Genomic DNA, 14,379 nt, shown 5'->3' with positions numbered 1-14,379 from the left:
GGACCGGGGCATTCGGAATTCTGTCAGTATAGGCGGGTCAGGATTCGCCTTCGAAGTCTTCTGGCGACACGTGGTCAAGGAACTCTCGGAACTGGGCGACTTCGTCTTCGTCAGGTTCCGGACCTTCGATTCCGGCCTGCCCCATCAGCTCCGCTGTGGTGTAGACGGGGCATTCGGCGACAAGCGCCATGGCAACCGCATCCGATGGGCGCGCAGACACCGTGTGTCCACCGCCGGTGCGCAGCTCCGCGTAGTAGGTGTGCGAATCGATGGCCGTGATGTGCACCGACTCCAGTGTGTCGCCGTACTCTTCGATCAGGTTGACCATGAGGTTGTGCGACAGCGGCCGAGGAGGAGCCATCCCCCTGAGTGCGATGCCGATTGCATTGGCTTCGGATGAGCCGATCCAGATCGGCAGGAATCGTGGCTGAGCTGCTTCTTTGAGAAGCAGGATCGGCTGGTTTGCCGGCAGTTCAATGCGAACCCCGACCACTTCGAGCTGAACTTCGGTCACGCAGTCCTCGGACGCTGCTGGAAGATCATGCGGAACTTGCCGATCTGCACATCGGCACCGTTCTGCAGTTCGACTTCGTCAATGAGCTGACGGCCGACGTAGGTGCCGTTGAGAGAACCTGTGTCCCGCAGGGCGAAGCCCGAGGGAGTGCGGATGAACTCGGCGTGCCTGCGTGAGACCGTCACATCGTCCAGGAAGATGTCGGCGTTGGGGTTGCGTCCGACTGTCACAACGTCGGTGTCGAGAAGGATCTGCGCCCCGGCATCAGGCCCGGAGACGACCACGAGAAGCGCGTCGGTTTCCTGCAGGTGGCCGATATCGGGAACGGAGCGGATTTCCCCAGTGCGCGGGTCAAGGATGCCGCTGATCGGCGCCGGCTGAGCCGCCTGCGTCTGGTGCAGTGAGGTTTCCGGCTGGTACTCGAAGTTTCTTCCCTGGTTGCCGGGATAGGGCTGCTGAGTCATCAAGCACCTTCACTTTCAACATGTGCGCGGTAGGCTTCGGCGTCGAGGAGCGCTTCGATCTCCGAAGGGTCAGAAAGCGCGATTTCCAGCATCCAGCCTTCACCATAGGGGTCGCTGTTGATGATTTCGGGTTCATCTTCCAGCGCTTCGTTGACGCGCAGGACTTCTCCGGAAACAGGGGCTTTGAGGTCTGAAACGCTCTTGGTTGATTCGACCTCGCCGAAATCTTCCCCGGCTTCGATACTGTCGCCGACTTCGGGCAGGTCCACGAAGACGACGTCGCCGAGCTGATCCTGAGCGAAATCGGTGATTCCGATGCGCACGGCAGCGGCATCGGCAGTCGCGTCGACCCATTCGTGGTCTCGCGAATACTTGAGGTTCTGCGGTGCTGCAGCGTCAGACATGTCTTCTCCTTGCTCAGGCCTGCTCAAACCTGCCCTTTCAGCTTCCGAAGATAGCATCTGCCGCCGGCTGATACCGCATACACCGAAGCTGAAGTTATGGCGCGCACTCATCGTATCAACTTTAAGTCGCACACCTCACCTGCTGTTTCAAACACGACATCGGCCATTCTCGTTTTGCCTTCGCGTGGACAAGGCGCTAGCATGTACGAGGCTCAACGCCACGGGCTATGGCGCAGCTTGGTAGCGCGCTTGACTGGGGGTCAAGAGGTCGTGGGTTCAAATCCCGCTAGCCCGACGGAAATGCCCAGGTCAGGCACTGTTTCTGACCTGGGCTTCGTCATGTCCGGAGTCGTTCGCGACTACCCCCGGCGCCTCCCGCTCCTCCGGCCGGAATGGCCTCCGGCCAGAGCCGGGCTCCCAGCCAGCAAGAACCCTGCCAGGCACTTTCTTTTGCGAAGCATTAGTGCTCCTTCTGAAGTGTGTTTCGCACCGGAATGTCCGGTGATAGGAGCATAGGTGCCTCGCAAGACCGCTCTCACCCCTCATTCGAGGTATATGGAGCCTGGCCGGCTTCACCTATGCCGAGATATCGATTGCCCTCAGATGTCACAGGACACGGATACCGGGGTGGGCCTGCGAACATGACGGACACTTCTCGCGATTACCCTATGCCCTTGGTTGAGACCGCCCCTGAGGTGCTTCCATGCCTCTTAGGCCGAGTAGAAGCGGTGCTGAAGGGCGCGGACGATGAGTTGAGCCAGATTCTCCGCCTGAAGTTTTTCTCGCAGATGCTTCGCCTGTGTCTTCGCCGTCCAAACGGAGATGCCCTGGGTCTCGGCTATCTCCTCGTATCCGCGCCCCTCGCAGATCAGAGTGAGCACTTCATGCTCGCGTTCGGTAATTTGAGGGCTCACTGCAGGGGCGTCAGGTAGGGCGTCGCCGGCGATGACAATGTCTCGCGCGAGGAACTTCAACATGCTGGGGTCGTCTCCACGTGCAGCAGCGCGGACCGTTTCGCGCAGAGTTGATTCGGAGCAAGTCTTATTCACCGCAGCGGCCGCACCCGCTTCGAGAGCACGTGCGAGCCCTGGCCCCGGGGAGACGGTGCTGAGGATGATCACAGTCGCGTCTGGGTCGAGCTTACGAATGCGAAGGGTCGCATCCACGCCGCTGATCCCGTCGGGCATATTGACGTCCATGAGGACCACGTCTGGACGGTGCTGCCGGTAGCTTTCAACGGCTTCTTCACCGCTATGAACTGGCGGGAGCACACTCATGTCGGGCTCAGTGACAAGCGCGTAGGAGAGCGCTCGTGTGGTCCATTGGTCGTCGTCCACGATGAGCACCGAAAGGCGTCCGTGAGCGCTCGGCGCTTGCACCGGGATGTGGCGGCCTGAAAGGTTCATTTGCAGTACTTCTGAAACTTCTTCTTGTCGATGACGCGCCAGATAACGCACTTGTAGGGATTTCGCGTGGTGCTGACGTCGATTTCATCAGTTGCCGATGCCGAGTGGATGGACACGGTGGCGGGGGCGCGTTCGACTGGGGCGGTCAGGGGGGAGAGTTGAAGCGCAGCAGCGGTCGAGAGGGCGACGATGAGTTTCATGCTCTAAGAGAACGCCAATTCCACCTCCTCGGACATCCCTCATACGAGGTATCTACATTGCGACCTCGTTCCCTACGGGAATCGCGACCTTAATCGCGAACATCCCCTCGTCATGAGACGTGCTCAAACGCCCTCCTGCACGTTCCACCCGCGCGCTGAGACTTCGGGGCGTACGCGTAGGTGCTTGCAGAGCTGGATTGGACGCTTCGAACTCGATCCATATCTCCATCTGCCTCTCAACCTGCTCGACAGATATCGCGCATGAGGACGTTGCTGAGGAGTGTTTGACCATGTTCGTAGCGAGCTCCTTGAGAATGAACTGAGCCGTCTCAAGCGTCTCTGCAGGCACGTCACTCGGCAGAGCTTCGACGCGGATCCCAATATCGAACCCGCCTGCCTCTGTAGCTGAACCGATCATCTCCGCAGCCTTGAGCATCTCAACGTCGAATGCCCTCATGGTCCGTCGTCCATCAGGATCGCCGGTGAGTCGGGTCAGCAGCACACGAAGCTGCTGCTGCGTGTGTACATTGACCAGCGCCAACTCCGTGACTCTCGAATCGGAGCGATCCTCCATACGGGCCTCAACACCGAGCATCCGAATGATCGCTGCCTCCGCGGCCAGACCGTGAGAGACAGTGTCGTGCGTATCGAGCGCGAATTCCAACCGCATCCTCTCTACGTTTCTCTCGTGTGAGCGTGCCTGTGCTGTTCTCATCAAGATCTCAGACTGGATACGCCGCTCGAATGCTGCTGCTGCAAGTCCGAGGATCACGGCAAGTAGCCACCCGAAAGCCATCGTAAAGGGCGACTCACCATCCCCCTCCCAGATTCCCACTGCCGTATGGGCAACCACGATCCCGAATAGCAGCAGCGTCAGTAAGGAAAACGAACGGATCCGCAGCTGACTCAGGACAAGCGCAATCGCGGCTTCAGCAACGGTCGGAAATGGATTGACGAACTCGGGGAAGGTGATCCCAAAGACAACGAATAGCACTAACCCCATCAAGCCAGCGGTGAGCGGGACGAAACAGACGCTGACAATCAGGATCGCCCCGAGTACCTGGAACGCAACATACTGAGGATTCGACGATTCCATTGCCGCCGGCATGAGTCCTGCAACGCTGATAAGGAGCAATAGCACTCGGAAGGGCAGGTCCACGAACCTCGGACCTCTCATGAAACTGATCCATTTCGGCGTCGCCGCGCGTGAGGGTCTCACGACGAATTGTCTCGTCACCACCGAATATTGTCCTTCTTTCGCCTCCGGGAGAATCATCGGTGTCTTTACGGTAGCGGTGAACGAGGCTCGGACCAGCGTCATGGAGGTCACGGTTCGATACACCTGCGACTCAACCCACGACGCTGTTCCCGACGACGGATGCAACGGCTATTGGGCTCATCGCGTTCGAGGCTGCAGTAGGTGTGTACTGCCCGGTCTCTACCAGGGGCCGGAGGGGAGGACGTTGTGCGTGAGGTTGCGTAATTCGAGCACGGTGCCGCGGGGGTGCTCGATACGACCAATGATCGCCGCCGTGAGCCTGCTTCCGGTGCCGGGACCAGCCGGTTCCCTACACTGCCTATCCTGACGGAAAGCAGTGGCACCTAAAAGGTAACGGGGGCAACGGTGGGCCCTGACCTGCAGCATGTGGGGTCCGAAGGAGACGTGGATCAACGGTGTGCAAGGGCCGGACGGTAAACGTGACGTCTATCGTCCGGCCCTTGCACGCCGACTCAAGGAGCGGAGCTGCCTGAAAACCGCTAGTTCTGACTGGCTGTTTCGTCTCGTGGCTCTGATTCACACACCGATGTGTGTTCCTTACGTCGAGATCGCCTAACCATCCAAATTACGGTTCCGGTGATGACCAAGATGATAGCTATCACCAGGACAACCCCGAGTATGTCCCATCCGTCTGGTACTAGAGGATTCATCTAGATCACGATTCCTTTCAGGTCCACCCATTGAAGGTTACTTTGCCGCCGGCGTTGGCCTTAAGAGTGTGATAGCCCTCGCGGGTCGACCAATTCATCCCCTTGATGGCCCCACGCTCAATGCGGACCTTGCATTTGAAGGTTGCCGTCGAGGACGTGAAGACCTTGCTCTGCTTGCTTACGGTCACGTTCTTGCCAGGCACGATGTTCTTGACGACCTGGCACCCATAATCGGTGATCTTGGTGATTTTACCCTTGTTGGACGAGTATTTCCCCCAGACCTTCGTTTCAGTCAACTTGATGCCAGCGAACTTGAACCATTGCGTGCCCCAAACTGACCGGCCGACTGCAGCAGCAGTGTAGATCTGGGGTTCGTTCAGAGAGACAAAGGCCGCATTGACTACAGTTGCTGCCTCCTCCACTGCCTCGTCTTCCGCTTCGTAGCCTTGACCGTATTCGTCCGTCTCGTGGTACTCGAATCCCCATTGTGCGTCCCCGTCGGTCAACACCGTGGCATCTTCAGTGGATTCTTCGACGGATTCTTCACTTGGGTCAAAAGGAGATACCTCGCTCTCACCAGTGAGGACCTCGCCCAGCTCAACACGCAGACTCGGATCCAGATCCTCGAGAAGCTCCAGGTTCAGTTTGGCCTCTTCGTCGCCTTCGTTGGCCTTTACGCCCAACTCCTGCTCGAACTCGACAAGCGCCTCCGCGGAAGTCATCGCAGCTTCTTCAGCGAGAGCAGGAGTCGCGATCCCACCCAGGCACAAGAAACCTACAGCGGTCATGCCGACGAGCGGGCGTGTCAATGAAGCGGGTCTAGTTTTCATATTCTTTTCTCCAGTGTGCAAGTAGACGCCAATAGAGCGCCGGATGTGTCGACATCAAACTGTCCTTCACCCTGTCTGCACTTTAGATTGCGACTTTGGTCTGTTGCATACCTCAAACGAGGTAAAACCGCTTCGGAAGGTTGCGCTGGCAGGTGAGGCGTGTCACACGTTTGGCTGTGACAGGGCGTCTATCTCGCCGCCGAACGCCTGTGGCGTACCGACGCGCGCATCACGCAGATGCACTACACCCCCACGACGGGGTCGTCGACCTCGCCACCGATGGTCATCACGAGGGGGCCTTCGTCACCGACGGCTAGGCGGCCGAGGTGGCTTGGTCCCATCGAGCCACCTCGGGTCAGAAGGTAGGAGTCACCTGCCGACCCACGCGCACTTCGCCTACGCAGCAGCGTCAGTTCCGGCTTTGTTCGCCGCCTGCCACACCGCATTCACATAGGCCTCATCGGGGTTGTAGGAGAAAACCGCCTTCGTCCACTCTTCAGGTGTCGTGATGCTGCGTTCGGCACATAGGTAGGCCGCGGCTGTCACGGCTGCATCGTCATAGCTGTGCGGGTCTTTCTTGCCGTCGCCGTTGGCGTCAACTGCCATCTTGTCCCAGACGCTGGGCAGGAACTGCATGGGTCCGACCGCCCGATCGTGCTCATTGTCCCCGTCGAGCCGTCCCCCGTCGGTGTCGGTGATGACAGCCGTGCCGCGCACAGAGCCGTCGAGCTTCGGCCCGAAGATCTCCGGCTTGACCACCCCGGTGTCATCGACGGCGGACCCGCCGATGGTGCCGTGGGCTGTTTCGACGAACCCGATGCCCGCCAGCGTGGTCCATCCCAAACCGCATTCGGGATGTTCCCTGCCCGCCCACGCTTCGGCGGTGACATAAGACTGCAGAGCACGCGCCGGTATCCCGGTCTTTTCGGCTGTTGCTGTCAGCCATGGCGATTCGAGCTGTGGCGGCTGAGGGCTCTGCTTTTCATCAGCGGGGAGGTCAGGTGATTCGGGGCGCTCCGGCACTGGTGGTGGAGTCGGGTGGGTCGCGGAGTCATCGTTCTGCAGCTGAACCACCAGAAGGCCGCCGAGCACAAGGCTTGCGATTCCCAGCAGAGCGCACACAACCGCTGTCGCGTGCTTCATCGGCGCCTCCGCGTCAGGATGCCGATGGGCACGGCAAGCAGAACCCCTCCGATGCCGAAGGCACCGCCTGCCACCAGCCACAGCAGCGGCGAGCGCTGCGCCGGTCGCTGCTGTGGCTGGACTGCCTGCGGAGCAGCGGCGGCTGACACCAGGCTGTAGGCGCCTTCGCAGCGTTCGAGCGCCGTGTCGACCGCACTGCCTTTGTCGGAGCGCAGTTCGCCCACGCTCACGTTGAGCTTCGTGTCTTTTCCGTCAATCCGCAGGCCGAGCGTGTATTGGCCCGGCTGCGTGAAGCTCAGCGTCGGCATCATTGTGCTCTGCGCGGGCACTGAGAAGCTTTCGCCCTCTTGGGCCAGGAGCTCTTCTGCGCCGACCGGGTCGATTGTCAGCAGCGAGACGCTGCCGGGGCCGTCGACTTCGGACAGCTCAATCTGCTTGTCCGCATCGCCGGCCGTGAACTGCAGCTGCGGGCTGCCGGGCAGACCGGTGCGCCACTCCCCCTGCTGTTTGGCGTCTGCGGCAATTCCCATTGCCGTGGCGCTTTCTGCTTCGGCGATTCCGCTTCGAATGGTGCGGGCATCGCCGTCGCACATCATCGCGTAGGCCGGCAGGGCTTCGGGGAGGGCCGGTTTTTCGTCGGCTGTTCCGGTTTCCCAAGAGGGCGTCGCGCGAAACTGCGGGGGCGGCTGTTGCTCACCGGGGTTCTCTCCTTGACTCTGTTCTTCTGACGAGGCGGAGCTGGGCTGATCTTCTGGCTCGTCCAGGTGGTCCTCGTGTGGGGGCTGGCCCGGCTGGTCGACCGAGGGAAGCGACTCGACCGAATCCGGGCACTCTATGTCTGCTTCTGATCCAAGTGCGGACCGCTGACCCAGGAGGACTTTTTCCACGCGGGGGCTGGTGCGCTCCCCGTCGCGAACACCAATGCAATAAACACCGGCGGGACCGGTGACGGGCACCTCGAGGGCACCTCCGTGTGTCCAGTGGGCTGTCAGCGGCACGGGCCTGCCGAGGATGCGCAGCGCGTCGGCATCCGCGAAGCTCAGTTCGTCGCCGGCGAGGACGGCTCTTCCGGCAGCAGGGAATTCGACGGTTCCTCCCGTCTTCCCCTCAACGCGGATCTGCGCTTCGCCTTTCGGTTCGGCAGCGGCGGCCGTCCCCGGGGCGAGCACAGCGAGAGCACACGCAGCAGCAACAGCCCAGCGGCACATCGTCATGCGGACCTCAACCGGAAGATGAGTCCGTGGCGCGGAGCCGCCAGCCATGCCACACAGAAGACTGCGGTGAGCACAAGAACGATGGTGCCGCCGACCGGGGTGTCAAGAGTCCAGGACAGCCACAGGCCGATGAACGCTGACACCGCACCGATGGTCGGTGCGAGGACGAACATGACGGACAGGCGCTCTGTCAGCATCCGGGCGACAGCGGCGGGCGTGATGAGCAGGCCGAGCACCAGGATGTTGCCGACCGTTTGAATGGAGAAGACGACGGCCAGCGTCACGCACACGTAGAGCAGCATGTCGATCCAGAACACGCGAATGCCCTGCACGGCCGCAAACTCTCGGTCGAGGCTGACGGCGACGAGCTGCTGGTGGAAAACCGCCAACAGAACCGCAATGAAAGCTCCAACAGCCGCGACGACCACGAGGTCGCGCACCGGGACTCCCGTCAGGGAGCCGAACAGAAAGTCGGTGAGCGATCCCGCGTAGCCGGGCGCCCGGGAGATGATGACGATACCCAGACCGAAAGCCGCCACGAGGAACACACCGATGACGGAGTCTTCCCGCAGTCTGCGCAGCTGTGACACCACTGCGACGGCCAGCGAGGTGGCCAGTCCCGCAATGATTCCGCCCAGTGCAAGGTCGGCTCCGATGACGAAGGCTGTGGCGAGCCCTGGGAAGACGGCGTGCGAAACGGCGTCGCCGATGAAGCTCATCCCGCGTAGCACAACATAGGTGCCGACGATTCCGCACAGCGCGGCGGCCAGGACGGCCATGGCGAGCGCGCGGGGCAGGAATGCAAGCTGCGGGTTGAACAGGTCGGTAAAGAAGTCCAGGGGCGTCACACTGCCTCCAGAAGGGAGGAAGTCGCGTCGATGCCGAAGACGTCGGCCCACAGTTCGCGACTGCGGATGTCCTCTGTTGCGCCGTGCGCGCGCACGGTTCCGTCGAACAGCACGCAGTGGGAGCAGGTGCGCAGGGCTGCCGGGAGGTCGTGGGTGGACATGAAGATGGCTGTGCCGCTGCGGGCAAGGTCAGTGAAGACGTCGGTGAGGAACTCCTGTGTCGGCATGTCGACTCCGGTGAAAGGTTCGTCAAGCAGGAGAACGTCGGCTCCTCCCACGAGGGCGCGCGCTACGAGAACACGCTGTTTCTGCCCACCCGAGAGCGCACCGACGGGCCGGTTGGCGAAGTCGGCGAGGTGGACGTGAGCCAGCGCCCTGTCGACCGCTCGATAGTGCTCGACCGGCCGCAGCAGGCGCCTGGGCAGCCCCGTCATGACGGCGGTGGACACCGTGACGGGAAAGTCCCACGCGAAGGACTGGTGCTGCGGCACGTAGCCGGGACGGTTCTTCCTGGAGATCGGCTTGCCGTTGACCGTGATGGTTCCAGTAGACGGGATGGTGCCGAGGATGGAGCGCAGCAGGGTTGTTTTGCCGGCGCCGTTGGGTCCCAGCAGCGCGGTGAACTCCCCGGCCCGGATCTCAAGGTCGGCGCCGCGGACGATTGTCCGCCCGCCCAGTGAGGCCGTGACCCGGTCCAGTGTCAGCAGCGGCTCACTCACGGCTGCCACCCGCGGCCCTGCGGCGTCGGTTGATGACGGCGATGACGGTGAAGAAAACAGCGGCGAGAACTGCAACAGCGCCGATGCCGATGGCGATGAGAACCGCCGGGTCGGTGCCCTGAGCGCCACTGTCCGCCGGCTGTGCCCTGTCCTGTTCGCCTGATGCCGGCTGCGTGGCTTCTGCCCGGGCTGCTTCCTTGGGGTCGGCGTCATCGCCGACAGCAAGCCGGATGGTCTGTGTGTCTTCGCTCGTGGTGCCGTCGCTGCGCTTGGAGCTCAGGCTGACGGTCACCAGGTAGACGCCGGGCTTCGTGAAGACCCAGTTGGCGTGCGTGTGGGTGTTGAGGTCGACATTGACGTCGGCCGCTTTGTCTCCCGTCCACAGAACATCGGGTTCGCCGAAATCACCGTTCTGCAGGAACAGGCTCACCTTCCCCGGTCCCTGTGCGCCGGTGAAGCGCAGGGTGACCTTGTCAACCGCGCCGTCGAGGAATGCGGGGTCCTGTGTGTTCCAGCCCAGCCACGGCACGCCGGGCTGTTCGACCTGGGGAATGATCCACACGTCGTCCCCGGTCGAGGCGCCGGTGAAGTCGTACTGGTCTCCTTCTGGGATCTGTGTCTTGGCGGTGTCACCGACTTGGAGGACGAGGTCGTCCAGGTGCCGCCACACGGGTGTGCTTTCGGTGTCATCGCGCGCGGCGAACACCAGTCCGTCCTGGGTGATCTTCGGTCCCAGGTCGATGTGGCCTTCTGAGCGCACGACCTGCTCGCTGCCGAAGGCCTCGTCACTGGTGACTTTCTGCTGCAGTCCGTCTTGACCGCCGTCGGCTGGTGCCGCTGCTGCTGGTGTTCCGCTGGCGACGATGGCTGCGGTCATGGCGGCGGCGAGGATGCCTGAGAGTCTCTTTGCGATTTTCATGGTGCGAGGCAGCCTTTCAGAGTGCGGGCGTTAGTGCGCATGAGTTCGATGTAGCTGGACACGTGATTGTCAAAAGTGTCGGAATAGAGCGTGCAGACTTCGGCGCCTTCCGCGGCGGCCGCATCTGTCAGCGCGGGTGAGCGGCCCATCGGCTCCAGGAACACGGCCGGTATGTCGAGGTTCCGGATGGTGTCGCCGAGTCTGCGCCGGTCTGCGGCAGACGGCTCTGCTCCCGGGTAAGGGCTTGCGAAGCCGGCGATTGAAAGCCCGTAGGCATCCGCGAAGTACCGGTACGCGTCGTGCGCTGTGACGATGTGCCGCCTGTGTTTGGGTATTGCGTCGATCTCACGGCGCACTTCGGCGTCCAACTGGTCGAGCTGGTCGATGTACTTCGCAGCGTTCGCCCTGTAGGTTTCGGCGTTTGCGGGATCGGCGCGGCTGAAGACATCGCGGATGACCTTGACGTAGGCGATCGCGTTGTCTGCTGACAGCCACATGTGCGGGTCGATTTCCCCGTGGACGTGTTTGCCGAGCACAGCCTGTGGCAGCAGGTAGGTGGGTGTGCCTGCAGGTCCGAGGAACGACGCTCCGCGCGGGATGTCCCTCCATGCGCTGTTGGTCACGGATACGGCGGTTTCGGCCGGGTCCAGGTACTCCAGTCCCCCGCCCTTTTTGTCCACGGCCAGGGCGAATCTGCCGGCATCGGCATCGACCGTGATGTCGGCGTGGCCCGCATCGACAACCCTGCGGCCTTTCATTTCCGGGATCGTCGCGGGGTCCTTGCCGACGACGACTGCAAAATCGCCGCTGGCCAGCCGCTGTTCGCGGCTGTCTTCGGCGCGCGTGGCCAAACCGGCGGAGAACCGCAGCCGGTAGACCCCCGGTTTGCTGAAGGCCCAGGACACGTGGGTGTGGGCTGCCGGCGGCAGACTCACCAGATCTTCCGGGCCGAAGCCGTCAGTCGTGTCGAACAGCACGTCCGTCTGGCCCAGTGAGCGCGTGAGGAACGTGTGCGCTGAAGCTCCTTCCGGCACGGAAGCCCCCGTCATCCTCAAACGCACCTCAGAACTGCGGTCGGCACCTCGAGAATCCGCGGTGCCGTGCACTCGCAGCCCCAACCACACGGTGTCCAGGTGGACGTCTTCAACCAGCGGGATGACATTGGCCCCGTGTTTCACTGCGTTTTCGGCCACGGCCGCGTTGATAGACGTTTTCGGCAGGTTTGCATCGACCGTCGTGATGAGCCGGTGCTCTTCGAGCATCTGGTAGTTCGTCAGGGCGACGTCGGCGTAGACGATGCTGCGCACGTCCCGCAGGGTCGGCTCGTAGCTGTGCGGGTCGGCTCCTTTGGGCACAAGCGGCTGGACCTGGGCGGCATCACCTGCGACGTGGGAGGCCAGGTCGGCGATGATGCCGGTTGTGGCGACCACGCGCAGCTGTTCTGTGCTGCTGGGCAGACCCGTTGCACAGCCGGTCAGGGCGAGGGCCGCGGCACTTGCTGCCGCGACCCTCAGCAGTCGGCGGACCTTCACTTGGAGGTGCGACGACGCTGGATCCAGACGGCTGCCGCACCGACGGTCAGCAGGCCAAGACCGACAGCGCCGGTCACACCGAGGCCGTTCACGCCGGTTCGGGGCAGCGCGCACGGATCACCCGCTGGCTGCTGTGCTGGCGAGGCGGAATCGTCAGCAGTCTGCTCCCCCGTCTGCGGCGTGGCGCCGCCTGTCGGCTGCTCCCCAGCCTGCTGCTGGCCCTCAGCCGGCTGCTGGTCGGCTTTGATGCTGCCGCCGGCCTGTGCGCCGCCTCCGACGTTGAAGTGCAGGGTGCCGTCGGCGGTCGTGGTGCCGCCGGACTTCAGCGCCACGGTGAACCGGATGTTGGCGGTGTAGGTGCCGGGCTTTGTGAACGCCCAGAAGCCGTGCTGGTGTGTTCCCACCGGCACCTGGTAGGAGTCGCCGGCCTTGCTGAACACACGGGTGGCGCTGCCGCCGCCGAGTCCGCTGCCGCCGAGGAAGACGTGCATCTGGCCGGGACCGCTGACATTGGTCAGAGTCATCGTGACTTTCGATGCGCGGTTCATGATCTCTGGGTCCTGGGTGTTCCAGCCCAGCCACGGGACGCGGTCTTCCTGCTGCTGCGAAATCATGTAGACCTGTGATCCGGCGGAACCGAGGAACTCGTAGCCGGCCGGAACGGGCTTCTTTGCGGCCTGGCCGATGATGAATTCAACGTCGTCGGGGTTGCGCCACACCGGCGGTGCGGTGCGGTCGTCTTTGATCTGTGCGGAGGCCTGTCCACCGTTCAGTCGCGCTCCGAAGTCGAAGTGACCGGCTTCTGCGCGCACGCGCTGGCCCTTTGGAGCTGTGCTGCCCTGGGCACCAGTGCCGCTTGCGCCTCCCGCGGCGGATCCGCCGGACGCACCGGCACTTCCGGCGGCGTCGCCACCAGCGCCACCACCGGCTGAGCTGTCCGGCACGCACGGCTGAGGTGCCGATCCGGCCGGCTGCGCTGCAGACTGTGCGCCGGGGGCAGCTGGGGCGGCCGCTGCGCCGCCGGCGGACGGAGAACCGTTTGACTCCGTGTCTTTCTGCGGGGCCTTCTGGTTCTGCCCTTCGCCTTCGATGTCAATTGTCACCGGCTCTGAGACAGTCTGCGCACCGGTTTTTGCCACAGCCAGTGCGCGGACCTGCATGTCGCGGTAGTCGTCTGTCAGCTTCGGCAGGACGAGCTTGCGCCCAGCAGCACCCTGGTAGCTGCGCCAGCTGTCACCGCGCTGCTTGGTTTGCCACTGGACCTGAACATCGGTCTTTGCCTTGACCTTCGCCGTCAGCTTCGGCTGGTCCCCCAGCTTGTAGGAGTCTTTGTCCTTCGTGACTTTCACGGTGTCCGGTGCGAGTTCGGCGTTGCCGGAGTCGGTCGGAGGATTCGGCTGGTTGGGCGCATGGCCCTCTCCGGGGCCCGAGGTGCCGCCCCCGGGACCGCTGGGCGGCTGTGTGCCGCCGGGGTTGTCTGGGTTCGGCTGCTCGCCCGAATCGTCGGCGGGCTTCTTCAGTTCGTCGATGCCGGCTTGGCCAACAGCGAAGACGTATTCCTTTTCGTCAGCGGTTTTCTTTCCCCCAACGGTGGCCTCGGCGGAGAACACGAGGCGGTAGACACCGGGCTTGGTGAAGGTCCAGTTGGCGTGAACGTGTGCGCCCAGCGACTGGGCGTAGCTGGAGTGCTTCGGATCTGATGAGGACAGGATGCGCTTGGTGCCGAACAGACCCGCCTGGAAGAGCTCGACCTGCGCACCTTCTGGCAGGACGGATTTCTTCTGGTTGAGCCGCATCGTGACATGGTCGCCATCGACCATGCCCTCACGGATGTCCTCTGTGTTCCAGCCGGCCCAGAGGCCGTTGTGGTTCTGGACTTCGGGAATCATCCAGGCGTCTTTACCGGCAGCGCCGGTGAATTCAAAGCCTTTGGCGGGCACCTGGGTTTTGAGCGCGTCGGTCACGTGGAACGCCACGTCTTCAGGCACGAGGCGCTGACCGTTCCCGGAAGCGAGGTCGGCCTTCGTGAACAGGCGCATGTTCTTCTGCCCGTCAATGCACATGGCAACCGCGTCCGTGTGCTCTTTTTCAAGTGTCAGCCGTTCATGGTCGGCTTTGTTCTGCGCGGCCGGAGGGCACACCGCACTTGCGGCAGCACCTTCGGCGGCATTGACTGGGATGGTCGGCATAAAAGCAGAAGCGCTGATTGCAGCGGCCGCGAGCGCGGCGGTCATGGGGTGCGGACGAACCACGGTGT

General features: G+C 62.7%; 14 protein-coding genes and 1 tRNA gene. 1 reads left to right on the top strand and 14 read right to left on the bottom strand.

Annotated features, from left to right (window positions below; all coding sequences use genetic code 11):
* Nucleotides 1–37: 37 nt before the first annotated feature.
* From HMPREF2757_RS00225 to gcvH, 3 genes are read right to left on the bottom strand one after another with little or no spacing between them, the layout of a single operon-like run.
* Entirely contained in the window at nt 38–514 is a 477-nt protein-coding gene (locus HMPREF2757_RS00225) for a bifunctional nuclease family protein (protein ID WP_070572278.1), read from the bottom strand.
* Complete coding sequence (locus HMPREF2757_RS00220) at nt 511–978, bottom strand: FHA domain-containing protein (RefSeq protein ID WP_083304010.1); 468 nt, start codon at nt 976–978, stop codon at nt 511–513. Before HMPREF2757_RS00220 ends, HMPREF2757_RS00225 begins: the two co-directional genes overlap by 4 nt.
* Nucleotides 978–1,382 carry a glycine cleavage system protein GcvH gene (gcvH, locus tag HMPREF2757_RS00215; protein ID WP_070572276.1) on the bottom strand — a complete coding sequence of 135 codons (405 nt, stop codon included), beginning with the start codon at nt 1,380–1,382 and terminating at the stop codon, nt 978–980. The genes HMPREF2757_RS00220 and gcvH overlap by 1 nt, the downstream gene beginning before the upstream one ends.
* A 221-nt stretch (nt 1,383–1,603) precedes the next feature.
* On the opposite strand from gcvH, the gene HMPREF2757_RS00210 reads away from it, so the two are divergent.
* A tRNA-Pro gene (locus HMPREF2757_RS00210) sits at nt 1,604–1,677 on the top strand.
* Between the two features lie 415 nt (nt 1,678–2,092).
* On the opposite strand, the gene HMPREF2757_RS00205 is transcribed toward HMPREF2757_RS00210, so the two are convergent.
* The 11 genes from HMPREF2757_RS00205 to HMPREF2757_RS00155 all read right to left on the bottom strand — a co-directional run bounded on the left by HMPREF2757_RS00205 (nt 2,093) and on the right by HMPREF2757_RS00155 (nt 14,374).
* Nucleotides 2,093–2,788 carry a response regulator transcription factor gene (locus HMPREF2757_RS00205; protein ID WP_070572275.1) on the bottom strand — a complete coding sequence of 232 codons (696 nt, stop codon included), beginning with the start codon at nt 2,786–2,788 and terminating at the stop codon, nt 2,093–2,095.
* Nucleotides 2,785–2,988: a hypothetical protein gene (locus tag HMPREF2757_RS00200; protein WP_070572273.1), complete on the bottom strand. Its 204-nt coding sequence runs from the start codon at nt 2,986–2,988 to the stop codon at nt 2,785–2,787. The genes HMPREF2757_RS00205 and HMPREF2757_RS00200 overlap by 4 nt, the downstream gene beginning before the upstream one ends.
* A gap of 52 nt (nt 2,989–3,040) precedes the next feature.
* Entirely contained in the window at nt 3,041–4,318 is a 1,278-nt protein-coding gene (locus HMPREF2757_RS00195; RefSeq protein WP_141750112.1) for a sensor histidine kinase, read from the bottom strand.
* A 616-nt stretch (nt 4,319–4,934) separates the two neighbouring features.
* Nucleotides 4,935–5,726: a hypothetical protein gene (locus HMPREF2757_RS00190; protein ID WP_141750111.1), complete on the bottom strand. Its 792-nt coding sequence runs from the start codon at nt 5,724–5,726 to the stop codon at nt 4,935–4,937.
* Between the two features lie 417 nt (nt 5,727–6,143).
* Nucleotides 6,144–6,890 carry a lytic transglycosylase domain-containing protein gene (locus HMPREF2757_RS00185; protein ID WP_070572267.1) on the bottom strand — a complete coding sequence of 249 codons (747 nt, stop codon included), beginning with the start codon at nt 6,888–6,890 and terminating at the stop codon, nt 6,144–6,146.
* Entirely contained in the window at nt 6,887–8,104 is a 1,218-nt protein-coding gene (locus tag HMPREF2757_RS00180) for a hypothetical protein (RefSeq protein WP_070572264.1), read from the bottom strand. Before HMPREF2757_RS00180 ends, HMPREF2757_RS00185 begins: the two co-directional genes overlap by 4 nt.
* On the bottom strand, nt 8,101–8,952 hold the full coding sequence (locus tag HMPREF2757_RS00175; RefSeq protein ID WP_070572262.1) for an anchored repeat-type ABC transporter permease subunit: 852 nt from the start codon (nt 8,950–8,952) through the stop codon (nt 8,101–8,103). The genes HMPREF2757_RS00180 and HMPREF2757_RS00175 overlap by 4 nt, the downstream gene beginning before the upstream one ends.
* A complete protein-coding gene (locus HMPREF2757_RS00170) occupies nt 8,949–9,671 on the bottom strand; it encodes a metal ABC transporter ATP-binding protein (RefSeq protein WP_070572962.1) in 723 nt (240 codons plus the stop codon). Before HMPREF2757_RS00170 ends, HMPREF2757_RS00175 begins: the two co-directional genes overlap by 4 nt.
* Complete coding sequence (locus tag HMPREF2757_RS00165) at nt 9,664–10,590, bottom strand: choice-of-anchor M domain-containing protein (RefSeq protein ID WP_083304009.1); 927 nt, start codon at nt 10,588–10,590, stop codon at nt 9,664–9,666. Before HMPREF2757_RS00165 ends, HMPREF2757_RS00170 begins: the two co-directional genes overlap by 8 nt.
* Nucleotides 10,587–12,122, bottom strand: coding sequence for an anchored repeat ABC transporter, substrate-binding protein (locus tag HMPREF2757_RS00160; protein WP_070572261.1), 1,536 nt, complete (start codon nt 12,120–12,122; stop codon nt 10,587–10,589). The genes HMPREF2757_RS00165 and HMPREF2757_RS00160 overlap by 4 nt, the downstream gene beginning before the upstream one ends.
* On the bottom strand, nt 12,119–14,374 hold the full coding sequence (locus HMPREF2757_RS00155) for a TIGR03773 family transporter-associated surface protein (RefSeq protein WP_141750110.1): 2,256 nt from the start codon (nt 14,372–14,374) through the stop codon (nt 12,119–12,121). The genes HMPREF2757_RS00160 and HMPREF2757_RS00155 overlap by 4 nt, the downstream gene beginning before the upstream one ends.
* Nucleotides 14,375–14,379: the final 5 nt, after the last annotated feature.

The organism is Brevibacterium sp. HMSC063G07, from assembly GCF_001810665.1.
Taxonomy (GTDB): Bacteria; Actinomycetota; Actinomycetes; order Actinomycetales; family Brevibacteriaceae; genus Brevibacterium.
Note: the sequence above shows the minus strand (reverse complement) of the source record. Positions and strands in the feature narration are given on the sequence as shown.

What these genes read in the sequence shown, in the direction of transcription:
- HMPREF2757_RS00185 (WP_070572267.1), bottom strand. Translation starts at nt 6,890, where the DNA reads ATGAAGCACGCGACAGCGGTTGTGTGCGCTCTGCTGGGAATCGCAAGC.
- HMPREF2757_RS00220 (WP_083304010.1), bottom strand. Translation starts at nt 978, where the DNA reads ATGACTCAGCAGCCCTATCCCGGCAACCAGGGAAGAAACTTCGAGTAC.
- HMPREF2757_RS00180 (WP_070572264.1), bottom strand. Translation starts at nt 8,104, where the DNA reads ATGACGATGTGCCGCTGGGCTGTTGCTGCTGCGTGTGCTCTCGCTGTG.
- HMPREF2757_RS00205 (WP_070572275.1), bottom strand. Translation starts at nt 2,788, where the DNA reads ATGAACCTTTCAGGCCGCCACATCCCGGTGCAAGCGCCGAGCGCTCAC.
- HMPREF2757_RS00165 (WP_083304009.1), bottom strand. Translation starts at nt 10,590, where the DNA reads ATGAAAATCGCAAAGAGACTCTCAGGCATCCTCGCCGCCGCCATGACC.
- gcvH (WP_070572276.1), bottom strand. Translation starts at nt 1,382, where the DNA reads ATGTCTGACGCTGCAGCACCGCAGAACCTCAAGTATTCGCGAGACCAC.
- HMPREF2757_RS00200 (WP_070572273.1), bottom strand. Translation starts at nt 2,988, where the DNA reads ATGAAACTCATCGTCGCCCTCTCGACCGCTGCTGCGCTTCAACTCTCC.